The sequence below is a fragment of the Blautia hominis genome, from assembly GCA_002270465.1.
Taxonomy (GTDB): domain Bacteria; phylum Bacillota; class Clostridia; order Lachnospirales; family Lachnospiraceae; genus Blautia; species Blautia hominis.
Genome location: NQOF01000001.1, coordinates 597,759 through 620,472 on the forward strand (window position 1 = coordinate 597,759; position 22,714 = coordinate 620,472).

Annotated in this window: 18 protein-coding genes; 2 read left to right on the forward strand and 16 right to left on the reverse strand. The window is 46.4% G+C overall.

Annotated features, from left to right (window positions below; all coding sequences use genetic code 11):
* Positions 1-6: 6 nt before the first annotated feature.
* The 9 genes from CI595_RS02850 to argC all read right to left on the reverse strand — a co-directional run bounded on the left by CI595_RS02850 (position 7) and on the right by argC (position 10,606).
* The gene (locus CI595_RS02850) at positions 7-891 is read right to left on the reverse strand and encodes a carbohydrate ABC transporter permease (protein ID WP_095171481.1); all 885 of its coding nucleotides are present in this window, start codon (positions 889-891) and stop codon (positions 7-9) included.
* Positions 892-1,100: 209 nt separating this feature from the next.
* Positions 1,101-2,507: an extracellular solute-binding protein gene (locus CI595_RS02855; protein ID WP_095171483.1), complete on the reverse strand. Its 1,407-nt coding sequence runs from the start codon at positions 2,505-2,507 to the stop codon at positions 1,101-1,103.
* Between the two features lie 56 nt (positions 2,508-2,563).
* Positions 2,564-3,766 (reverse strand): ROK family transcriptional regulator, encoded by a 1,203-nt coding sequence (locus CI595_RS02860; protein ID WP_095171485.1) that lies wholly within the window; start codon positions 3,764-3,766, stop codon positions 2,564-2,566.
* 304 nt (positions 3,767-4,070) lie between these two features.
* The gene (locus CI595_RS02865; RefSeq protein ID WP_243135085.1) at positions 4,071-5,285 is read right to left on the reverse strand and encodes an ROK family transcriptional regulator; all 1,215 of its coding nucleotides are present in this window, start codon (positions 5,283-5,285) and stop codon (positions 4,071-4,073) included.
* Positions 5,286-5,526: 241 nt separating this feature from the next.
* The gene (locus tag CI595_RS02870; RefSeq protein ID WP_095171488.1) at positions 5,527-5,967 is read right to left on the reverse strand and encodes a DMT family transporter; all 441 of its coding nucleotides are present in this window, start codon (positions 5,965-5,967) and stop codon (positions 5,527-5,529) included.
* A gap of 157 nt (positions 5,968-6,124) precedes the next feature.
* The gene (locus CI595_RS02875; RefSeq protein ID WP_095171490.1) at positions 6,125-7,318 is read right to left on the reverse strand and encodes an aspartate aminotransferase family protein; all 1,194 of its coding nucleotides are present in this window, start codon (positions 7,316-7,318) and stop codon (positions 6,125-6,127) included.
* The gene (argB, locus tag CI595_RS02880) at positions 7,305-8,201 is read right to left on the reverse strand and encodes an acetylglutamate kinase (protein WP_095171492.1); all 897 of its coding nucleotides are present in this window, start codon (positions 8,199-8,201) and stop codon (positions 7,305-7,307) included. Before argB ends, CI595_RS02875 begins: the two co-directional genes overlap by 14 nt.
* Positions 8,202-8,322: 121 nt before the next feature.
* Positions 8,323-9,546 carry a bifunctional glutamate N-acetyltransferase/amino-acid acetyltransferase ArgJ gene (argJ, locus tag CI595_RS02885; protein WP_095171495.1) on the reverse strand — a complete coding sequence of 408 codons (1,224 nt, stop codon included), beginning with the start codon at positions 9,544-9,546 and terminating at the stop codon, positions 8,323-8,325.
* Between the two features lie 19 nt (positions 9,547-9,565).
* Positions 9,566-10,606, reverse strand: coding sequence for an N-acetyl-gamma-glutamyl-phosphate reductase (gene argC, locus CI595_RS02890; RefSeq protein ID WP_095172357.1), 1,041 nt, complete (start codon positions 10,604-10,606; stop codon positions 9,566-9,568).
* A 574-nt stretch (positions 10,607-11,180) separates the two neighbouring features.
* Here argC and CI595_RS02895 point away from each other — a divergent pair.
* Entirely contained in the window at positions 11,181-12,410 is a 1,230-nt protein-coding gene (locus CI595_RS02895) for an argininosuccinate synthase (protein WP_095171498.1), read from the forward strand.
* Positions 12,411-12,659: 249 nt separating this feature from the next.
* On the opposite strand, the gene CI595_RS02900 is transcribed toward CI595_RS02895, so the two are convergent.
* The 3 genes from CI595_RS02900 to hflX all read right to left on the reverse strand — a co-directional run bounded on the left by CI595_RS02900 (position 12,660) and on the right by hflX (position 16,890).
* Positions 12,660-12,869, reverse strand: a complete 210-nt coding sequence (locus CI595_RS02900; RefSeq protein ID WP_187143991.1) for a hypothetical protein — start codon at positions 12,867-12,869, stop codon at positions 12,660-12,662.
* A gap of 163 nt (positions 12,870-13,032) precedes the next feature.
* On the reverse strand, positions 13,033-15,405 hold the full coding sequence (locus CI595_RS02905) for a ribonucleoside triphosphate reductase (protein ID WP_095171500.1): 2,373 nt from the start codon (positions 15,403-15,405) through the stop codon (positions 13,033-13,035).
* Between the two features lie 243 nt (positions 15,406-15,648).
* The gene (gene hflX / locus CI595_RS02910) at positions 15,649-16,890 is read right to left on the reverse strand and encodes a GTPase HflX (RefSeq protein ID WP_095171502.1); all 1,242 of its coding nucleotides are present in this window, start codon (positions 16,888-16,890) and stop codon (positions 15,649-15,651) included.
* A gap of 468 nt (positions 16,891-17,358) precedes the next feature.
* Here hflX and CI595_RS02915 point away from each other — a divergent pair, with 468 nt between their 5' ends.
* Positions 17,359-18,252, forward strand: a complete 894-nt coding sequence (locus CI595_RS02915) for a GNAT family N-acetyltransferase (protein WP_095171504.1) — start codon at positions 17,359-17,361, stop codon at positions 18,250-18,252.
* Between the two features lie 114 nt (positions 18,253-18,366).
* Here the strand turns inward: CI595_RS02915 and CI595_RS02920 are convergent, their stop codons facing one another.
* The 4 genes from CI595_RS02920 to CI595_RS02935 all read right to left on the reverse strand — a co-directional run bounded on the left by CI595_RS02920 (position 18,367) and on the right by CI595_RS02935 (position 22,643).
* A complete protein-coding gene (locus CI595_RS02920; protein ID WP_162291789.1) occupies positions 18,367-19,011 on the reverse strand; it encodes an ABC-2 transporter permease in 645 nt (214 codons plus the stop codon).
* Entirely contained in the window at positions 18,971-19,882 is a 912-nt protein-coding gene (locus CI595_RS02925) for an ABC transporter ATP-binding protein (protein ID WP_095171510.1), read from the reverse strand. Before CI595_RS02925 ends, CI595_RS02920 begins: the two co-directional genes overlap by 41 nt.
* Complete coding sequence (locus CI595_RS02930; RefSeq protein WP_095171511.1) at positions 19,875-20,258, reverse strand: GntR family transcriptional regulator; 384 nt, start codon at positions 20,256-20,258, stop codon at positions 19,875-19,877. The genes CI595_RS02925 and CI595_RS02930 overlap by 8 nt, the downstream gene beginning before the upstream one ends.
* 228 nt (positions 20,259-20,486) lie before the next feature.
* On the reverse strand, positions 20,487-22,643 hold the full coding sequence (locus tag CI595_RS02935) for a family 78 glycoside hydrolase catalytic domain (RefSeq protein ID WP_095171513.1): 2,157 nt from the start codon (positions 22,641-22,643) through the stop codon (positions 20,487-20,489).
* Positions 22,644-22,714 lie beyond the last annotated feature (71 nt).

The window sequence follows — 22,714 nt, forward strand, 5'->3', positions numbered from 1 at the left end:
TCCTCCTTAATACTCCAGCCGTTCCCGTTTTGTGATACGGAGACTAATGACAGTAAATATAATACTCAGAATAAATATATAAACGCCAATGACCGATGCCTTTCCAAAGTCATTATACCGAAAGGCTTCTTTGTAAAGCAGGGTGCTGGGCACGTCAGTCAGGCCGTTAGGTCCTCCTTCTGTCATAACATAAACCAGGTCAAAGGTTTTCAGGACAGCCGTTACAATCACCACAATGCTTGAAATAATAGACTCCCATATCATTGGGATAATAATTTGGAACACTTTTTTCAGCCCCACTGCCCCATCCAGTTTCGCTGCCTCCACCACATCATCCGGGATTCCTGAAATGGCGGCATAGCTGACCGTCATATGGAATCCGATGCCGCACCATGCATTAACCAGGATGATGGTGGTCATTGCTGTATTTTTATCCACCAGCCAGCTTTTCACCAGGCTCCCAAGGCCTATTCCCTGAAGCATGGTATTCAGAACTCCTGTGGGCATCAGTATAAAATACCACAAAAGACCGATAACCGTTGTGGACAATACCTGGGGTACAAAATAAGCGAACTTAAAAAAACGATATCCCCGGAACCGTTCACTGAGCATAACTGCAAGCAGAAGTCCTATGGGAAGCTGGGTACACAATGTCAGCACCATGAACCACATAATATTCTTGATGGAATGCCAGAACATGGCATCTGTAATGACTGCCTTGAAATTATTGAATCCCACAAACACCATGGGAACATTTTTGATTCCGTTCCACTTAAAAAAGGACATAACCAGGGAACCGCCAATAGGAACCATTAAAAGTACTGTATACAAAAGGAATCCGGGAAGCAGAAAACATAACACTGCTTTTTTATTCCTTCTTATTCTCTCCATTGCTGTGCCTCCTTTTGTAACTATTCAGTAGGTCTGCGCATTCACTGCGCTGACCGTAAGAAAGTGTACCACGGCCAAGCAAAAATCCTATCGCCAAAGGCGATTCTGCATGGATCTTTGCCTGTAACTGTGAGGGTACTGAACAGTTACCTCTTTTTTTTGAAAAGGCCGCTGCAGATCAGGCTGCAGCGGCCTAAAATAACTCCCGGTTATTGTCCTGTACTGGCTGCTTCCAACCGGCTCTGAATCTGTTCAGCCGCATCCTCTGCCGTCATTCCGGTAAGCGCACCGATAAATGCTTCCCCCACAATATCTTCCAATACTGCCACCGTATCGTATGCCCACGCATCGCTGCCCCATACCTTTACTTCATTTTCCTTTATCTCCAGCAAATCCGAAAGGAGCGGGCTCATCTTGTCTGCTTCCAGCTCCACATCATTTCTGACCGGAATATTGCCGCAGTCATACGCATATCTCTGCTGGGTTTCTTTGCCGGCAAACATACTTGCCAGCTCCCACACATATTTCAGTTTCTCAGGCTCATCTTTCAGGTGTCCGCCCAGTTCCAGCTGCGACGGATATGCAATGTCATTGTCCTTAAACTCCTCTTTGTCTGTAAGATACGGCATGCGGAATACGCCCACATTGTCTTCCATATCTGTCAGTTCCGCGATCCTCCAGCTTCCGTCAAATGACATGGCAGTCTGACCGTTTACAAACATGGCTTTTTCTGTCTCATAATCAAGTCCCAGGTAATCTTCCCCAAAGATTCCCCTGTCTGCCAGATCCTGAATAAACGCAATGGTCTCCACCACATCTTCATCTGTCCATTTGGCTTTTCTTCCGCCCAGTTCTTTCGCTTTTTCCACTCCGCACATTTTATAGAGCAGTCCGGTCTGGATATGTACAACACGCCATGCATTTGAAGCTCCCACCACCCATGGTGTGACTCCTGATTCTTTAAGTTTATCACAGACATCATAGAATTCATCCCAGGTTTCCGGCGTTTTCTCAATGCCTGCTTTTTGGAACAGCTCTTTGTTGTAATAGAAAACTTCCATCTGGTTGTTAATAGGCAGCGCATACGTTCCCTCAGTTCCCACGGAAGACAGCTCCATCATATCAAGAAGTGTGGGATCCACATTGTCTTTGATATCCGGTGTCTCTGCGATCAAATCTGTCAGGTCCAAAAAAACACCTGTGTCTGCATATTCTTTCATGATACTGATACCCGGCCACTGGATAATATCTGCCACATTCCCGGATGCAATATCTGTCTTGAACTGGTTTGTAAAGCTGTTGCTGTCATTGGTGCTCTCATCCTGAATGGTAATATCCGGGTATTTCTCCTGAAACTCTTTGATGACCTCCTCTTTCAGCTTGGTTCCGCTGTCAGCACCAGACATCCTTGTGAGCAGGCGGATGGTAATGTCTTCTCCGCCCCCGTCTTTTTCAGAATCGGTTTTTGTCTCCTCTTTGCTTGTCCCTGCCTTGCTTTCCGTGTCTTGTCCCCCGCTGCTGTTGTCAGACCCGTTTCCGCCGCAGGCAGAAAGTCCGGCTGCCGCTATGGCTGCTGTCAAAAGCACTGCGATTTTCTTTCTCATTCCTTTACTCATGATCCATACCTCCATTATTTTTGCTGTACCCCCAAAGGGCTTTTTTTTTACCGGATCTAATTCCCGTATTTTATAAACTTCTTCAGCACCAGGGATGCGGATCCGACCGCGGTGCCGTTCTCACCCATCTGAGAAATAACCAGTTTCACCTGCCTTCCTGCAAATTTCATCTGCCTCTCCCGAAGCACTTCCTTTATTTTCTTTAAAAATATATCACCTGCATTGGTCAGACCCCCAAATAGGATGATCAGGTCCGGATCCAGCAGATTAATATAATTCGCCAGCCCAATTCCAATATACTGCATGGCACGTTCTGTTATCCGGATCGCCGTTTGGTCACCCAGACGTGCCGCTTCAAACACGGTCTTCGCCTCGATCCGGTTGATATCCCCGCCTACCAATTCCATTATTTTGGATGCATTCCCTTCCAGCACGGCTATCTTGGCATCTCTGGCAATGGCGTTTCCGGATGCAATGGCCTCCAGGCATCCCCGGTTTCCGCAGTTGCATTTCGGTCCGTTTTTCTCCAGGATAATATGTCCGATCTCTCCGCTGCTTCCGGAACTCCCCCGGTAAAATCCACCTTCCCGCATTATGGCGGAACCGATACCATGCCCCAGATTCACGACTAAAAAGTTTCTGGAATCCACGCCAGCTCCGAAGTAATACTCTCCCATAGCCAATGCCCGGTTGGCGTTCTCAATGGTAATATCCATCTTAAACCGCTCCCGGATCGGGGTTAACATATCCACATTCTCCCATTTGAAATCAGGGGAAAACAGGACCTTTCCGCTGTCCTCATCTAAGATCCCCGGCATACCGATCCCCATCCCTAAGATCCTTTTTTCCGGCAGGCCGCTTTCGCGTATTACATTTTCTATCACCTGAATCAGCCTGGATATCCACACCTCAGGCACTGCCGTGCCCCCGGTCTCCATGATCTCACGGATAAATACCTCACCGGCCAGATTCATCAGCAGCACATTGGTTTTGCTGCGCCCCACCCCTACTCCGATTATATACTTTGAGTCAGGCACCAGCTCCAGTAACTCAGGCCGCTTCCCGCCGCTGGATTCCCCTTTTCCCACATCCTGCACAAACTGCTTTTGAGAAAATTCTTCTGTTATCTTCATCACGGTGGGAATACTGAGGCCAATGGTCCGGGCAATCTCCGCACGGCTGATGGGACCTTTTCTTCTGATCAGATCAAAGACCATGCTCCTGTTCATCTGTGCCATTGCAAACTTATCATATTTCACTCTTTTCTGCTCCTCATTAACTTACTTAATTTAACTAACTAACTGGATAAAAAAAATAGTTATGCTATTATTAGACAAATTGTCAATTTATTTCATTTTACTCGACAAGGAATTCTAACAACACCGCAGTTACTTAATTAACTTAACTAACTTTATATGTGAATTATAACGTACTGCTTTTCTGTTGTCAACACTTTTTTGTGCATTTTACCATGAAGTTTCCAGAGCCGGCTGGGTACCATGGTAACAGTGAAAAAAGCTGCCGTAAAAGTCATGAAAAGACTTCACGGCAGCTATCTATCTGTCAAAGTTCTCCGCCCTTTTCTATAAGCAGCCTGATCAGCATAGTGGCCGCACCTATGGCAGTGGCGTATTCCCCCAGGGTTCCCACCTTGATGGATACATTTTTTCCCGAATATTTCATTTTATACTTCTCTACTGTCTCATACAACATTCCCAAAAATAAATCCTGTGACTTTGTCAGGCCGCCGGCCAGGATGATCATATCCGGGTCCAGCAGATTAATACTGCTTGCTATGGCAATGCCCACATATTCCATGGCCTCCTCTATGATCTGCCGGCTCAGGATATCGCCTGCCCTGGCAGCCTCAAATACGGTCTCCGCCTCTATCTTCCCATGTTCGGATGCCATTCTGCCGGCCAGGCTCTGCTTCCCCTCCTTTATATACCCCTCCATTCGTTTTGCGATGGCATTGCCCGATGCCAGAGCTTCCAGACACCCCCGGTTGCCGCAGTCACAGAGGGGTCCGTCCGGTTCCATGATCATATGTCCGAATTCTCCGCAGGTACCGCTTTTTCCATAGAGAAGCTCCCCGCCTTCAATAATAGCTGCTCCTATTCCATACCCCAGGTTTATGCACAGTATGTATTCCGCATTTTTTGCAGCACCGTAGGTGTACTCACCAAGCGCCAGAGCACGGTTGGCGTTTTCCAGGATGATCCGGTAATCTGAAAGACGTTTTTGAAAAATACGCAGAAGGGGTACATTTACCCAGTTAAAATCAGGCGAGAAGATCACATCTCCACTCTTGTAATCCAGAATCCCCGGCATACCGATCCCAATTCCCATGAAGCGTTTGGGGGATATCCCGCTTTTTGTTATCAGTGCCTCCACACGGTCCGCTATCTTCTCCAGGAACTGCTCCGGCTGTTTGATATCCTCCTCCGTGGTGGGAAAGCACTCCCTTGACATAATGACAGCCGCCATATCGATAATCACGATCTTTACGTAATGGCGGCCAATATCTATTCCTGTTATGTAATAGGCGTTTGAAACGAATTCCAGTAAATCAGGTCTTTTTCCTCCTGTTGATTCACCTTTTCCGATAGTTTTCACCAGATTCGTCCGTTCAAACTCCTCTGTGATCTTCATTACAGTGGGAATACTCAGCTCTGCCTTTCTTGCGATCTCCGCTTTGTTGATAGGACCCTGTGTACGAATCATTTCCAGCACTGTCTTCTTGTTCCATTGTGCCAGCATAGCCTTGTTATATGACATTTTCTTCCCTCATTTTTCTCCCTGATATATCTCGCAATTACATGGTGTTTTTTTCCAGAGTTTCTACTTTCTTTTATTTTAATCTAGGCTATACGATTTTTCAACTGTTGATTTGCAGCTTCTCCCGCAGGATAACACCCGGAGAGAAGGAGGTGATGGGAACAGTACTCTTCAGACTGTCATTTTACAGATTACCGGCAGGATTTCCTGCCGGTCGCTGAAATTTTGTCACTTATTTCCATTATGACTTTGTTTCCCATTTAAAAATAATAATCCCTGCAATGGCCACTGCCATGCCGATGAGTTTTCTCCACTCAAACCCGACTTTTTCCACGCCGAAAATGCCGAACACCTCAATAAGATATGCCACCGCCAGCTGTGCGATCACAATGAGCATGGCTGCCCGGGCCGGACCAAGGGAAGACATGCTCTGGATCACCGTCACGGTTATGAACGCGCCGATGACTCCGCCTAATAAAATGTATTTGTGGTCAACTCTCGCCAAATCCGTTATCTTGTCTCTCCCTGTAAACAGCCAGGCTGCAATGCAGACCAGAAAGGCCGATATCTGTACCCATCCGGTGGATACCCATAAGCTGGTCTGTTTTGTCAGTGCGGTATTGAAAACTCCCTGTACACTCATCAGTGCACCTGACAAAAGCGCAACTAAAATTCCCCACATAAAAAATCCCTCCACATCCTTTTTCTTACTAGAATGTCCCGAAGGGCAGTTTTTATGCGGTCCTTTTCAGAAATGTAAAAACGGGCTATCCACTTTTGGACAGTCCGTTTTTACTCCGTTTTTTAAAAACTTTTATAACTGTTCAGTACCCTCACAGTTACAAACTTTTCTCTAATTTTTCTATCATTTCATCCACATCCTGTTCCGTAATGACAAGAGGCGGCACAAGACGCAGGACATCACTTCCCGCTGATATGACCAGCAGGCCGTTTTCTATGGATTTTGTCACAATTTCACCCACAGGACGGCCGGAGACAACAAGGCCCTGCATCAGGCCTTTTCCTCTTCTGGCTGTCAGGAAATCGTATTTCTCCATGAGGGCATCCAGTTTCTTTACCAGATATGCGGACACCTCTTTTACATGTTCTGTTATCTTCTCGCTCTCAAACAGGTCGAACACCTTGCTCACCGCTGCGCAGGCAAAAGGATTTCCGCCGTAGGTGGTTCCGTGGTCACCGGGTACCAGGGAATTCTCTGCGGTCTTTTTATTCAGGACAAACGCTCCAACCGGCACACCGCAGCCCAGCGCTTTTGCTGTTGTCATTACATCCGGCTCCACACCGTAATCCTGGAACGCAAACATACATCCGGTCCGGCCCATGCCGCACTGGATCTCATCCAGGATCAGCAGGATATCGTGTTCATCACACAGGGCACGCACACCTTTTAAAAATTCCGGTTCAGCCGGATAGATACCGCCCTCCCCCTGGACTGTCTCCATAATAACAGCGCATGTCTTCTCTGTGATCTGGCTTTTCACACTCTCCAGGTCGTTGAAATCCGCAAATTTAATGCCGCCGATCAATGGCTTGAAGGGTTCCTGATAATGGGTATTTCCAGTCACAGACAAAGCGCCCAGACTCCTGCCGTGGAAGGAATGCCTCATGGCAATGATCTCATGGTCTGTATTCTTATCCTTCAGCCAGGCATATTTTCTTGCCACTTTGATGGCACCCTCAATGGCTTCTGTGCCGCTGTTGGTAAAAAAAGCCTTGTCAAGGCCGGATGCCTTTGTAAGCTTCTCGGCTGCCTCCACCATGGGGATATTATAATACAGATTCGATGTGTGGATCACTTTGTCTATCTGGTCTTTCAATGCCTGATTGTATGCCGGATGGTTGTATCCCAGAGCAAAGACCGCAATACCTGCTGCAAAATCCAGGTATTCTTTTCCATCCACATCATAAAGGCGGACACCGTCCCCTTTTTCCAAGACAACAGGAAAACGGTTATAGGTGTGGAGAACCACATGCTCCGCCCGCTCCATATATTCGTAACTATTCGTCTTCATGATAATACTTTCCCTCGCCTTTCCTGAGAATTGCCGTTCCGATTCCTTTATTAGTGAAGATTTCCAAAAGCAGACAGTGTGGTATCCTGCCGTCTAATATATGTACTCTGGATACGCCCTCCTCAATGGCATCAATACAGTTCTGCAGTTTTGGGATCATGCCGCCGCCTACATTGCCGTTTTCAATGAGATTTTTTGCGTCTTTAACGAAAAGCTCCGATATGAGGCTTGAGGGGTCATCCGGGTTTCTGTATACACCTTCAATATCTGTGAGAAACGCCAGTTTTTCTGCCTTCATGGAGCAGGCAATGGCACATGCCGCGTCATCCGCATTGATATTGTATGTGGCAAAGTCATCTCCCAGGCCGATAGGGCACACAATGGGAAGGAAATCTTTTTCCAGCAGGTCATAAAGGATTTTGGGGTTCACGGTTTCTACATCCCCCACATAGCCGATATCCTGACCGTCGGATAGTTTTTTATTGACCTTCAGAAGGCCGCCGTCTTTTCCGCTGATGCCCACTGCCTTTACGCCCAGAGACTGCACCAGGGTTACCAGTTCTTTGTTCACCTTTCCAAGGACCATCTCTGCGATCTCCATGGTCTCGTCATCTGTGACACGGAGGCCGTTTACAAACTTTGCCTCTTTTCCCACTTTTCCTACCCAGCGGCTGATCTCCTTGCCGCCTCCGTGGACAATAATGGGTTTAAAACCAACCAGCTTTAAAAGCACTACATCTTTGATCACATCTCGTTTGAGCTGTTCGTCCACCATGGCGCTTCCGCCGTATTTTACTACGATCACTTTCCTGTTAAAACGCTGTATGTACGGAAGTGCCTCTATGAGCACTTCCGCTTTATCCAAATATTTTTGATTCACCATTTTTTCTCTCCTCCGTTAACGATTCCTGTAACGATCCGGTGCCTGGTGCTTCATCCGGCCGAAACCGCACCGGACGTGTAGTTTCTGATCGGACGGAACACCCGCTGCCATTCGTATCTTATTATGAGCGGTAATCTGCATTTATTTTCACATAGTCATAGGTCAGGTCACATCCCCAGGCAGTGGCGCATGCCTCTCCCATCTTGATATCCGCCACAGCGGTCACTTCTTTTTCCGACAGGATTTTTGTTGCTTCCTCCTCGCTGTATCCGGTTGCCACGCCGTCCTCTATGATTTTCAGACTGCCCGCTGCACTCTCAAAGTATAAGTCCACTTTCTCCGGATCAAACTGCGCTCCTGAATACCCCATGGCACACAGGATACGTCCCCAGTTGGCATCGTGTCCGAAAATTGCTGCTTTTGTAAGGTTTGAGGTGATGATAGACTTGCTCAGGGTCACGGCCTGCTCTTTGTTTGCTGCATGGATCACTTTTACCTCGAACAAGGCGGTTGCGCCCTCTCCGTCCGCTGCAATGTGCTTTGCCAGCCAGGTATTCACATAACCAAGAGCTTCTGCAAATTTTTCGTAATCCTCATTTTTTTCCTGTATCTCTGCATTACCCGCCTGACCGTTTGCCAGAAGAAGAACCGTATCATTGGTGGAGGTGTCCCCATCCACGGAAACCATGTTGTAAGTATCCTTTACACTGTCACTGAGCGCTTCCTGGAGCAGCTCTTTGCTGATATCCACATCCGTGGTCACAAACCCAAGCATGGTACACATGTTGGGATGGATCATGCCGGAACCTTTACACATACCGCCAATGGTAACTTTTTTGCCGTCTATCTCTGTCTCTACCGCGATTTCTTTCTTTACCGTATCTGTGGTCATAATGGATTCTGCTGCCAGTGTGCCCGCTGCCTCAGATTCTGAGAGAAGGGGAACCATTTTTTTCACACCAGCTTCCAGGATATCCATGGGGAGCTGTTTCCCGATAACGCCTGTGGATGCCACCAGCACAGAATCTTCCGGGATCCCCAGGATCTCCGCTGCCGCCTGTGCTGTCTTTTTGCAGTATCCGTATCCCTCTTCCCCTGTACACGCATTGGCAATCCCGCTGTTGCAGACGACTGCCTGTGCAGCCGGTGCATGATATACGATCTGCTGATCCCATTTTACTGGGGCTGCTTTTACCACATTGGTGGTGAAAGTGCCTGCCGCCATGCAGGGCACTGTACTGTAAATCATAGCCATGTCTTTGGCATTTCCCTTTTTGATTCCTGCTGCAATGCCTGCTGCCTGAAATCCCTTTGCTGCGGTCACGCCGCCGTTTATAACTTTCATCTCTGCATCCTCCTGTCACTTACGGGAACATGGGCACCAGCTTCAGGCCCTCTGTCTCCTCGAAACCAAACATCAGGTTCATATTCTGCACCGCTTGGCCTGCCGCACCTTTTACCAGGTTGTCAATGGCGCCCATCATGATCACGCGGTTTGTTCTCTTATCAATCTTAAAATTCACATCCACAAAGTTGCTGCCCTCCACCCATTTGGTCTGGGGACACACATCTTTATCCAGGACACGGATAAAATATTCACTGCCATAGTATTTTTCATAGGCTGCGCGGATGGCATCCTCATCGGCGTCCTGAGCCAGGGAAGCATAGGCGGTCACCAGAATTCCCCTGTTCATCGGAACCAGGTGAGGGGTAAAATTCAGACAGAACTCTCTGCCAGCCGCATACCCAAGCTGCTCTTCTATTTCCGGTGTGTGGCGATGGGTCGTCACGCCGTATGCTTTGATATTTTCATTCACTTCACAGTATAGATTGTCGATCTTGGCTCCCCTGCCTGCCCCGGATGTTCCTGACTTTGCATCAATGATCAGGGTCTCCGGCCGGATCAGCCCCTCTTTTACCAGGGGATAACAAGTCAGGATGCTGCATGTGGTGTAGCAGCCAGGATTTGCCACCAAACGTGCCTTTTTTACATCCTCCCGGTTGAGTTCGCAAAGACCGTATACAGCTTCCTCTATAAATTCAGGGGACTTGTGCCGGATCTTGTACCATTCTTCGTATACTTTTACATCTTTTAAACGGAAGTCCGCACTCAGATCCACGATCTTTACTTTGGAGAGGATTTCCTCCTTCACTAAAGACGCACATAAACCCTGGGGGGTTGCAGTGAAGATCACATCCACTTCATCAGCCAGGGCTTCCATATTGTCATCCATACATTTGTCATCTACCAGCTTGAACATGTTCTGGTAAACCTCGTAGTATTTTTTATCTATGTAGCTTCTGGAGCCGTACCATTTAATTTCCACTTCTTTATGATTTAAAAGTAATCTGACAAGTTCGCCTCCGGCATAGCCGGTTGCTCCGATGATTCCTGCTTTTATCATGTTTTTCAACATCCTTTCCCAATATTCTTTATATTCTTTCGTATATGCCTTTATCATACTCCAGTTGTTTTGTGTAGTAAAGCTTTATCCTGTCCGGGGCATTATGCATAAAGTTTTGTTCGATTGCATAATCATACATCTTTTCTGTATAATATGCAAGCCTTTTCTTTTATATTTTTCCAATTTTTCTTAGTTCTATTTCTGTGATATTCTGTATATTAATTAAGGAAATATAATTTCCGGAGAAAAATGCCAAGAAATTTTTTTTACATATTTTTCATTTTTCTATTGCATAAATATAAAAGTTGTTGTATAGTAAAGCATGTCGATAGCAAAATAAATTTTTAGGGTGTGTTTGAAAACAAGACGTAACAGTTCAGACAGGTCTGCGCATTTACTGCGCTGACCGTATGAAAAAGTAGTGCCAGCTTTATCCAGCTCATCGCGAAGCGATTTTTAATGGCTGGATGCGTGACAGTTCAGCTTGTCTGAGCTATTAGAACAAGACCAAATATACCTCAAGGCGGGGCATACCCCGGTACATAGAAAATGGCAAATACAGGAGGAATTCATTATGAAAGAAAAAGTTATCTTAGCATATTCAGGCGGACTGGACACGACAGCTCTGATTCCGTGGCTGAAAGAAAATTTTGACTATGAAGTTATCTGCTGCTGTGTAGACTGCGGACAGGGAAACGAGCTGGACGGACTGGACGAACGTGCCAAATTATCAGGCGCATCCAAATTATATATTGAAAATATCATTGACGAATTCTGTGACGACTACATTGTTCCCTGCGTACAGGCCGGTGCTGTATATGAGCACAAATACCTGCTGGGAACATCCATGGCTCGTCCCGGAATCGCCAAGAAACTGGTTGAGATTGCAAGAAAAGAAGGCGCTACCGCAGTCTGCCACGGCGCTACCGGTAAAGGAAATGACCAGATTCGTTTTGAACTGGGCGTCAAGGCTCTGGCTCCTGATTTAAAGATCATCGCTCCGTGGCGTATGACAGATGTATGGACCATGCAGTCACGTGAAGATGAGATTGAATTCTGTAAAGCACACGGAATCAACCTTCCTTTTGATGCAAGCCACAGCTACAGCCGTGACCGTAATTTATGGCACATCAGCCATGAAGGCCTGGAACTGGAAGACCCTGCGCAGGAACCCAATTATGATGATCTGCTGGTTCTCGGTGTTACACCGGAAAAAGCTCCTGAAGAAGGGGAATATGTGACTATGACCTTTGAAAAAGGTATCCCCACAAGCCTGAACGGAAAATCCATGAAGGTTTCTGAAATCATTACAGAGCTGAATGCAATGGGCGGAAAACATGGGATTGGCATCATTGATATTGTGGAAAACCGTGTTGTGGGCATGAAATCCCGCGGTGTGTACGAGACACCGGGCGGAACCATCCTGATGGAGGCTCATGACCAGTTAGAAGAACTGATCCTGGACCGCGACACGATGGAGACAAAGAAAAAACTGGGCAGTCAGTTTGCTCAGATCGTATACGAAGGAAAATGGTTTACACCGCTGCGCGAAGCTATCCAGGCTTTTGTGGAAAGCACCCAGCAGTATGTGACAGGTGAAGTAAGATTTAAACTGTACAAGGGCAATATTATCAAAGCCGGTACCACTTCTCCGTACAGCCTGTACAGTGAATCACTGGCATCCTTCACAACCGGAGATTTGTATGATCATCACGATGCAGACGGATTTATCACATTGTTTGGTCTGCCTCTGAAGGTTCGCGCTATGAAAATGGCTGAAGCCGAAAAGAGCCAGAATAAATAAGCCTGCATTTTCTTTTACTTATATTTTATGCAGAAGGCAGCCGGGAATTTTCCTGGCTGTCTTTCTGCTTGTTTGGAACAGAGAGATGATTGGCGCAGGTATTCTGCCATTTTAATCTGAATTGGGATTATTGTAATAAATGTAATAGACTCATAACTGTGAAAGTTTCAAACAGTTACTCCTAAGAAGCAGACCGCCAGGTGGGCAGTACCCGCCCGGCTCTGCTAAGAGATTTATAGAGATGAAAATTTAGATATGATACTTTTTAAATAACCGGTCCCTGAGTTCAGGGTCTTCCGTTATAAGAGGTATCTGTTCTGCCTGATCGTCCTGGAGAAGATGATTGATGAGTTTTGACATTTTTGCCATACCATCCTCTCTTCCCTCCTGTTCTTTGTCAAGCAGTAACTCTTCAAATTTCATATACTTTGCCTCCCATTCCCGGCTCTTTTTTGCCATATTTTCTCCTATCCGGCAGATGGCTGCGGACAGAAATCTTTCTGTTCCTAACCTCTATTATGGAGAATAATCATTACATTGTCAACGGAAACGCTCCGACAAGAAAAACAAAAATTCATCTTTTTACACCAAAAGACCCGGTGATCAGACCGGGCCTTTTTTCTTAATCTTCGTCTACATATCTCTGGATATTAGACGCATTTACATATTTTTTTGTCTCCTCGCCGTCGATGACAATAAGGGTGGGAGCCTGCATAACGCCGAACTTGCGGGCCAGTTCTGGATTCTTTTCCGCATCCACCAGCTCATAGTCCTCGCCTTCCAGCATCTGTTTTGCAATCTTACAGTTTGGGCAGGTTTCTGTAGTAAACAAGTATTTTGCCGTTACCTGTCCGGCATCTGCTTCCTCCATCCTAATCTCACGCTCCGTCACTGTTACCGAAGGGGTACTGCCCTTGAAGTCAGAATGGGCAATATCGTAAACCGTACGGTTCTTGTATTCCTGGCTCTTACCGTCGTTCCAGTTCTGCACCGGACGGTAATAGCCTGTGATCCGGCTGTAAACTTCAGCTTTTTTGCCGCATTTGGGGCATACAAAATGTTCACCGGAGAGATAGCCATGGTCTTTGCAGACAGAATAAGTTGGTGACAGGGTATAATAAGGCAGACGGTAATTCTGCGCAATCTTTCTCACCAGCGCTGCCGCTGCTTTCCAGTCAGGCAGCTTTTCTCCCAGGAACGCATGGAACACTGTGCCGGAGGTGTACAATGTCTGCAGTTCATCCTGAATATCCAGCGCATCGAAAATATCTGCTGTATAGTCCACCGGAAGATGGGAACTGTTGGTGTAATACGGAGTGTCTCCTTCGTTTCCTGCTGTTTTGATGTCCGGCCAGCGCTTTCTGTCGTGCTTTGCCAGACGGTAGGAAGTGGACTCTGCGGGAGTTGCTTCCAGGTTGTATAAATCGCCGTACTCTTCCTGATAATCTTTCAGACGTTCTCTCATGTGGTCCAGCACACGCTTGGAGAATTCCTGGGTCCTCTCATCAGCCATGTCACATTTCAGCCATCTGGCATTTAGGCCGGCTTCGTTCATGCCCAGAAGACCAATGGTTGAAAAATGGTTCTCAAAGCTCCCCAGGTATCTCTTGGTGTATGGGTAGAGACCTTCATCCAAAAGCTTTGTGATGACATCTCTCTTGATTTTCAGAGAGCGGGCTGAAATATCCATCATATGGTCCAGGTGGCGGAAGAAATCCTCCTCATCCTCTGCCAGATATGCGATCCTGGGCATGTTGATGGTCACAACACCCACAGACCCGGTGCTCTCCCCGGAACCAAAGAATCCCCCTGTTTTCTTTCTCAGCTCTCTTAAGTCAAGACGCAGGCGGCAGCACATACTGCGCACATCACTTGGCTCCATATCACTGTTTATGTAATTTGAAAAATATGGTGTTCCGTATTTTGAGGTCATCTCAAACAATAACTTATTATTCTCTGTATCTGACCAGTCAAAATCCCTGGTAATGGAGTAAGTTGGGATCGGATACTGGAAACCACGTCCATTGGCATCTCCCTCGATCATCGTCTCGATGAATGCCTTGTTTACCATATCCATCTCTTTTTTGCAGTCTTTATACTTAAAGGGCATTTCCTGGCCGCCTACAATAGCCGGAAGCTCTGCCAGATCACCCGGAACGGTCCAGTCCAGGGTAATATTGGAGAATGGTGCCTGTGTTCCCCAGCGGCTCGGTGTATTGACGCCGTAGATAAAGGACTCCACACACTTTTTCACCTCGGGATAGCTCAAATTGTCAGCTTTGACAAAAGGTGCCAGGTATGTGTCAAAGGAAGAGAAAGCCTGTGCCCCCGCCCATTCATTCTGCATGATCCCCAGAAAGTTCACCATCTGGTTGCAGAGCACGCTCAGATGCTTGGCCGGGGATGAGGTGATCTTGCCTTCGATACCGCCCAGCCCTTCTTTGATCAGCTGTTTTAAGGACCAGCCGGCACAGTATCCTGTCAGCATGGACAGGTCATGGATATGGATATCCGCATTCCTGTGCGCCTCCGCAATCTCCGTGTCGTATATCTCAGACAGCCAGTAGTTGGCAGTCACCGCACCGGAGTTGCTTAAAATCAGTCCTCCCACGGAGTATGTTACTGTGGAATTCTCTTTTACTCTCCAGTCCTCCACCTTCACATAGCTGTTTACGATCTCTTTGTAGTCCAGGATCGTGGACTTCATATTGCGGATTTTTTCTCTCTGTTTTCTGTACAGGATATAGGACTTTGCCACATCAGAGTAACCGGCCTGGATCAGTACATTTTCCACACTGTCCTGAATATCCTCAACAGAAACTTTCCCCTTTACGATTTTCTTCTGGAAATCTGATGTCACCCGGAGTGCCAGTAGATCCAGCATATCATTGCTGTATTCATTCTCCGTTGCATCAAATGCTTTCTTAACTGCTTCCGCAATTTTATCCAGCCGAAATTCTGCGATCTCCCCATCACGTTTTACTACCTGAAACATTCCTCTTCCTCCTTATATGTAAAGAAGCAGGACCGTCTTTCCGTCCCGCCTCGCATTCACAGAGTATGGCCTCTGTATAAACGCTGTAGGTCTATTGTAGCAAAGGTTATACTTTTCGTCAACCGTAAAAACTACCATATATTGTAAACATTCTTTTAATATTTCCAATATATGGTAGTTTATTAATTAAATTATTAATTCAACGTTTGCGTAAATTCCCACAAACATCCATCCGGACATGGACTACAGGCGTCCTAAAATATCCTTCGGAACCCTTGCTTTTACTGCGATCCCGCCCTCTGTGTACTCCTCCTCCATAAGCTGTCCGTACTTACGGATCTGCTGCAGGATCCCTGCATCTTTATAAGGAATCACACGCTCCAGATAAATCTGGTTTTCTGTCACAATTTTTTCCAGCACCTCTCTCAGACGGTCCAGACCATCACCTGTCTTAGCTGAAATACGCAGTACATGGTTGGCATTAAAATCATGGAGTATCTGTTCCTCTGCCAGTTTGTCCTGTTTATTAAAAAGTGTAACTATTTTTTTATTGGTCACTTCCAGTTCCTGCAGGGTGTCATATACCACACGCATCTGATCTTCCATCTGCGGATTGGACGCGTCTACCACATGTAAAATAATATCGGCATACTTCGCTTCCTCCAGGGTGCTTTTAAACGCCTCGATCAGATGATGAGGCAGTTTCCGGATAAACCCTACGGTGTCTGTGAGGTAAATTCTGGTTCCTTTGGATAACTCCAGCATTCTGGTAGTCGGATCCAGAGTGGCGAACAACTTATCCTCTGAAAGCACGCCAGCATCTGTCAGTGTATTCAAGAGCGTGGATTTTCCTGCATTGGTATAACCCACAATGGCTGCTGTCATGACACGGTCTCTTTTTCTGCCCTCTCTCAGAAGCTCTCTGTGACGCTTCACCTGCTCAAGCTCCCTCTTTAACTGGGAAATCCTCTCTTTGATCAAACGCCTGTCCATCTCCAGCTTCTTCTCACCAGGGCCTCTGGTCCCAATACCGCCGCCCAAGCGGGACAGGGAATTGCGCAGTCCCACAAGACGGACTGCCCGGTAACGGAGCTGTGCCAGCTCCACTTGGATCTTTCCTTCGCTTGTGGACGCATGGTCCGCAAAAATATCAAGTATCAAAAGGGTCCTGTCCATCACCTTACAGTCCAGCTCCTGCTGCAGGTTGTTCATCTGTACCGGTGACAGCTCATCATCGCAGATGATCCCTGTGGCATCCAGGGCTGTGAGCAGCATTTTCAGCTCCTCCATCTTGCCTTTTCCCACATAGGTACCGGGATGGATCCGTTCTCTTTTCTGGATGACCGTGCCCACCACAAGTGCCCCCGCCGTCTTAGCAAGCTCTGCAAGCTCTTCCACGGATTCCACGGTATCATCGCCGTCGCCTTCCTGAACTCCTACCAGGATAACGCGCTCCTCTATTTCGTTTAAATCGTATAACTCCATATATATCTCCTATGATCCGCCTGTGTTACTTCTGCTTGCCGCCTGCGGGCCTAACTGCCATGTGCAGAGATACCGGCTATATGGTAACTTCCAAAATAACGCAACACGGATTTTCATAAATAAAACTGTCTTACCATCATAACGCTTTTTCTATATGCTGACAAGGGGACATTTTTCACAAAAACAATGGCGGACAGATGTTTTGTTACTGTACACAGGCCACTGTACCGGGAGGCGTTTTCATGCCGGAAGCATGAAAATCCCGAGGCAGCCAGCGCGATATGGGGTAGAATGCCCCATATCTGTGCATCGCGAAGCGTGTTACTGGACACGGAGTGTACAGTAACACGATGTTTTCTCGAAAGGGAAACTGCCCAACACATTGGTGGAAATAATTTTGACGGTATGATAAAATAATAAGGACCCGCGACATAAGGGAAATACTTTTACGATAAAAGAGGGAATAGGATGAAATGTGTCATAAATGGAACCACATTTGATTACCACAAAAATTTTCAGGATAATAAAGATCTGCGTAACTGTTTAAATCGTTTGGCCGGAGAAACTTTTGGCGGCCTGTCCTTTGAAAAATGGTATGAACAGGGCTTCTGGACTGAAAAGACCACCCCATACGCACTGTTTGACGGCAATAACTGTGTGGCAAATATCTTTGCCACTGTTTTTCACGTGATCTTTCAGAAGGAAGAGAAGACTTATATTCAGCTCGGTACGGTTATGACCGCTCCCGCGTACAGAAACAGAGGTTTGAGCCGGTTTTTAATGCATGAGATACTGAAAGAATGGAAAGACGATTGTGACGCAGTCTATCTGTACGCTAATGACCGGGCCGTTGATTTTTATCCCAAATTTGGATTTACAGAAGTAAACGAGTATCAGTACAGCAGACCCATCTCCGCCCGAAAGGGAAGTCTTCGGAAACTGAATATAGAGAATCCTGCTGACAGGGCAATTCTGATCAAAAAAATCCAATGCGGAAATCCGTTTGCATCTGTTGCGATGCCCGGCAGTACAGAAATTGTCATGTTTCATTGTATCATGTCCCAAAAGGACAATATATACTTCTTACCTAAATACGATGCAGTTGTTGTGGCCCAACAAGAGGGAGATACTTTGTTATGCTATGATGTTTTCTGCGGTGAAGATGCTCATCCGGAAGATATTTTATCCGTCACTGCAGATGAACACTGCCGCAAAGTCTGCTTAGGATTTACACCGAAGGATAACCTTTCGTTTGGACCGGCTGTTTTTAGAGAAGAGGATACACATCTTTTTGTACTTCAGGAAAAAGACAATATTTTCAGAGATAACCTATTGATGTTTCCTATGCTTTGTCATACATAAAGGGTAAAAAAATGCAGAGCCAGCACCTTGTCATCTACAGCCTGCGGCATTACAAAGGCGCCGCAGGCTGGGAATTACAAGGTTGTCCGGCTCTGGTGATTCGGTCAAATGCTTTTATGAACATTCTTTTTTCTCGTATATTTTTAATGATATAATGTAGGATACGGCGGTAAATACAATGCAAAACCCGCAAAAACACACAACTGCCAAATTACGATTTCTGTTTAAAATTTCCGTCATAGAAGTAAAAAACTCAGAGTTTGTAAACATACTTACAGCAAATCCCATCAACACCACGGTTCCTGAAAGTATATATTGAACCCTTATTACTCCTACCTTATATACAATGGGGATAAAAATTCCAATTAATATAATATAAACAGACATTGCCTGCAAAATCTGCCATATATACAGAAGCTTTCTACCCATAATCAGAGCAACCACTTCGTATCCTGTCGTACAAAGCAGAAAAAATGCACTCATTACCAAATATCTCACAGCCACCAATATTTTCTTTGAACATGGGGCACACAAAAGAGCAATTTCACCACCAGGATATTTTTCTTCCTCCATGCAGATATTTCCATAAAGAATTATTCCCAAAATGTTGACCATAATCAAAAGAGGTACAGCTCCCACTTCTAATCCTCTGTTCACTTTCAAATTCAGGAAAACCGGCATACCAATGATAAATACGATCATAACCGGAAGATTTTTTTTAGTCAGCCTGACATCTTTCATAAACAGCGCTTTTACCATATTCCATACTCTCCTTTCCCATACATGCCATGAGTATTTCTTCCATATCCGGCTTCTCAAACAGCGCATCCGGAACCAGGCGTCTTATGTCCTCCATCCTGCCGGTAACACCGGTAAAGCCATATTTTGTTTTTTGGAGGCTGATAAACAGTTCCTCTGCCTCCCTGCTCAAGTCTCTCATGTCCCCTTTTGCGACCCTGTATTCTTCCATGAGAATATCTTTTTCCTTTTGAAATACAATTCTGCCTTTGTCAATGAGAATCACAATATCAGCTACCTTTTCTATATCTGTAGCGATATGAGTGGAAAAAAACACGCCTCTCCCCTCCCGCTCCATGTATTCTCTAAGGCTTTCCAGGATCTGTGCTCTGGTGATCAGGTCAAGTCCGCTGGAGGGTTCATCCATAACTAAAAACTCCGCATGATGGGACATGGCAAGAGCCAGGGAAAATTTAACTTTCATCCCTCTTGACAACTCCTGTATCTTTTGTTTCTCATTTAAGTTAAATTTCCGTATCCAGTCTTTATACACCGAATCATCCCAGTTCTTATAAAGGGAGGCGAAAAGAGCGGCTGTCTCTTTTAACGTAAACATTCCGTAAAAACCTCCGTTATCGGTAACCACACCGATCCGGTTCTTAATTTCCTGTTCCCTCTCCCTCTTTTCATTCATATCCATTCCCAGAATGTTTACCTGACCGCCGTCTTTGTGTATCAGATTCAAGATGGCACGGATGGTAGTTGTCTTGCCGGCACCATTGTTCCCCACAAATCCGGCAATGCATCCCTCCGGTATAGTAAAGCTTACATCCTGAAGTTCAAATCTGGCATACTTCTTTCTTAAATCCCTTACTTCCAGCACATTATCCATTTCCTATCTCCTCACTTAAAATGTCAATCATTTCCATGATCTCCTCTTTCCCGATATCCAGCATGGACGCCAGCTTCAAAGCCTCCATGAGCTTTTCCTCGATCATTCTCCGCTTCGATTCCCTGAAAAGCTCAGTATTCCCGGCCTTAACAAAAGTCCCCAGCCCTACCTGGCTCACTACAAATCCTTCTTTTTCCAGTTCCTCGTAAACTCTCCGGATGGTCAGCACACTGACCTTCAGATCATTGGCAAAACTGCGGATAGAGGGAAGCAGCTCCCCCTCCTGCAGCTCTCCGCTCAGGATATTCTCTTTGATCTGCTCCATGATCTGCTGGTATAACGGTTCATTGGCACTGTTTGATATGGTTATCTTCATGACTCACCCCTTTAGTGTGTATCTCTATACATCACACTATACACTTATATATCATCATTGTCAATACTGGAACGAAAAAAGCTTGAAAGACTGGGATCTCAATCTCACCGGGATAACGGATTCTTTAAAATAAAAAGCCCCGTCAAGAATGCTTCGCCTCGAGGCAAGTTCTTGATAGGACTTTTTATGAAGATATCCATTCAACACTATATTGAAATGAAAAGAGACTTACGGTTCCGGCAGAATGCATAGCAAGGTCCTGTCATCCCCCTCTTCCTTTACTACCTGATAACGCTTCCCACCATATGGCACCGTAAGATGGAACTGTCCCACAGAATCCGGTATATGAGGCTCAAACCTAAACCCTTTCTCCTCCCCGGGGTCCGGATGGATCCCTGCCAGTTCTTCTATCACAATACTGACAGGCGCAGTCGCCCAGGGATGACATAAGCTGGTGTTCCATTTCTGATCTTTTCCCCATGCTTCAAAACAGGTGGTGGCTCCTTCCCGCAGCATGTTGACCCAACCGTGTTCTCCCTCATTGGTCAAAAGCCTGTACACCCCTTCATAGTGTCCGGCTCCCGCCAGGGCTTTCAGAAGGAAATAACTGGGCATAACGCCGCAGCAGAAGCCCTTCTCCTCCAAAAGATCCGCCACATGCTCCACGGCCTCATCCGGGACAAGGCCAAAGTACAGTGCATATAAATTGGAATGGAGGGAGCAGTGTGTACTCTGCACACTGTCTGCGAACTGTTTTTTATCCGGTCTGTAAAAAGCCTTCACATAAGAAGCCTTTATTCTGCTGAACGAGTAGGTGACCGGCAGCCCAAGGATCGTCCCTATCTCTGTCAGCGTTTTTACTGCACCTGCATACAAGGCATTGACAACGTTGTGACAGCCTTTTGCCACAACAGGACGGCTCAGGTTAAAATCATAATCATCCCGCAGGTTTTCCGGCCAGTCAACCAGATTCCATTTGTCCCACACCTGATCTAAAAGGCCTTTCTCATTCTGAAATCCGGCAAAATAGCTGACAATACCTTTGGCGGTATCATAATATCTCCTCAAAAATCCTTTATCACCTGTGAATTCATAATCTGTCATCAAAAGCTGGGACCAAAGCAGGGAAAAGTCTGCGATCTCCTGCATAAAGGCACCCGGAGCCACAGCCAAAAGCCCCGGACAAACACTTTTCGTAAGAGCAAACTGGTCGATACATTTTCTCAGCATATCGGTCTTTCCGGTAAGCCACACCTGGGAACGGGATGTGACTACTGCATCTCCCAGGTACTGTCCCTTCTCCCTTGTGGGGCAGTCCAGATATGCCTCCTGTGTGCTGTATTTCACTGTGTTTCTGCATATGTGAAAAATGCCTGCCAATTTCTCATCTGTAGTCCTTAATCTGCACAGAGAATCATCCATGGGATAGTGGCGCACCAGTACAGAAACATCCAGGATTTTTACCCCGCTGCCGAAATGGATTTCCGCGTACCGGAATCCTTTGTAATCATATGGCTCCAGCTCACATATATTTCCGTCCAAGGTCCATTTTTCCCGGTAACAGCAGCCGCACCGCATAGCATAACGGACACTGCCGTCCTCATTTTTTTCCTCCCCGCAGAGAACCTCCACCACTGCTCCCCACGGGCCAAACGCTTTGACCCGCAGGCTGCCCGTGATCTCCCGGCCTATATCCACAAACCAGCATCCCTCCGCTTTTTCCACTGTCTTCGGCGCTCTCTCATACACGGCCAGCATTTCGGTGGGCTGTTTTATCAACTTATAATCTGCCCACCGGGCTTTTACCATAGGTTCCCACACAGAGTCGTCAAAATCTGTCTGATTCCAGCCCTGCTCCCAGCAGCGGCTGTCAAAATCCTCCAAAAACTGTGTCTCATATCCAATCGTGTTCCCTGTATAGGCTCCTGAGATCTGATACCGCCATGTGAGAGGAATATCCTCCGCGGCCTCCGCACTTTCTGCAGTTACCTGTGAAGCCAGAGCGAAGCGCCCGTCCCCACTGTTCCAGACACGATTCACAAGTCCCTGGTAATACAGATGTACAGCAAGTACATTTCTCCCGGGGTGCAGATATCCGGTAATGTCTATTTCATTGAAATAATATTTTTCCGGCCACGCCGGGGCAGGCCCCTGTCCCGCATAGATGCCGTTTATCCAAAGCATGTAACGATCATCCGCGGATATACGGAGGATATACCTGCGCTTATCCCCCGGAAGTTCCATCTCCGCACGTGCAAGAACATGCAGATTCTTTGCCGGAAACTCCCTGAGGGCCCTGGGTTTTTGTTCCTTATGATAAGGGTTTTCCGGTTTTACATGGGCAAACAGCGGGATTGTCAGCCAGTCCGGTTCAAATTTTGTCATATGTCTCACTCCTGTTGTTACACAAAAAATGGTTTCCAAATCTATCTACTCTGCTATATCTTAATGCATTC

Coding starts and splice junctions, on each gene's coding strand:
- CI595_RS02850 (WP_095171481.1), bottom strand. CDS start 891: ATGGAGAGAATAAGAAGGAATAAAAAAGCAGTGTTATGTTTTCTGCTT.
- CI595_RS02855 (WP_095171483.1), bottom strand. CDS start 2,507: ATGAGTAAAGGAATGAGAAAGAAAATCGCAGTGCTTTTGACAGCAGCC.
- CI595_RS02865 (WP_243135085.1), bottom strand. CDS start 5,285: ATGTCATATAACAAGGCTATGCTGGCACAATGGAACAAGAAGACAGTG.
- CI595_RS02870 (WP_095171488.1), bottom strand. CDS start 5,967: ATGTGGGGAATTTTAGTTGCGCTTTTGTCAGGTGCACTGATGAGTGTA.
- CI595_RS02875 (WP_095171490.1), bottom strand. CDS start 7,318: ATGAAGACGAATAGTTACGAATATATGGAGCGGGCGGAGCATGTGGTT.
- argB (WP_095171492.1), bottom strand. CDS start 8,201: ATGGTGAATCAAAAATATTTGGATAAAGCGGAAGTGCTCATAGAGGCA.
- argJ (WP_095171495.1), bottom strand. CDS start 9,546: ATGAAAGTTATAAACGGCGGCGTGACCGCAGCAAAGGGATTTCAGGCA.
- argC (WP_095172357.1), bottom strand. CDS start 10,606: ATGATAAAAGCAGGAATCATCGGAGCAACCGGCTATGCCGGAGGCGAA.
- CI595_RS02895 (WP_095171498.1), top strand. CDS start 11,181: ATGAAAGAAAAAGTTATCTTAGCATATTCAGGCGGACTGGACACGACA.
- CI595_RS02900 (WP_187143991.1), bottom strand. CDS start 12,869: ATGGCAAAAAAGAGCCGGGAATGGGAGGCAAAGTATATGAAATTTGAA.
- CI595_RS02905 (WP_095171500.1), bottom strand. CDS start 15,405: ATGTTTCAGGTAGTAAAACGTGATGGGGAGATCGCAGAATTTCGGCTG.
- hflX (WP_095171502.1), bottom strand. CDS start 16,890: ATGGAGTTATACGATTTAAACGAAATAGAGGAGCGCGTTATCCTGGTA.
- CI595_RS02915 (WP_095171504.1), top strand. CDS start 17,359: ATGAAATGTGTCATAAATGGAACCACATTTGATTACCACAAAAATTTT.
- CI595_RS02920 (WP_162291789.1), bottom strand. CDS start 19,011: ATGGTAAAAGCGCTGTTTATGAAAGATGTCAGGCTGACTAAAAAAAAT.
- CI595_RS02925 (WP_095171510.1), bottom strand. CDS start 19,882: ATGGATAATGTGCTGGAAGTAAGGGATTTAAGAAAGAAGTATGCCAGA.
- CI595_RS02930 (WP_095171511.1), bottom strand. CDS start 20,258: ATGAAGATAACCATATCAAACAGTGCCAATGAACCGTTATACCAGCAG.
- CI595_RS02935 (WP_095171513.1), bottom strand. CDS start 22,643: ATGACAAAATTTGAACCGGACTGGCTGACAATCCCGCTGTTTGCCCAT.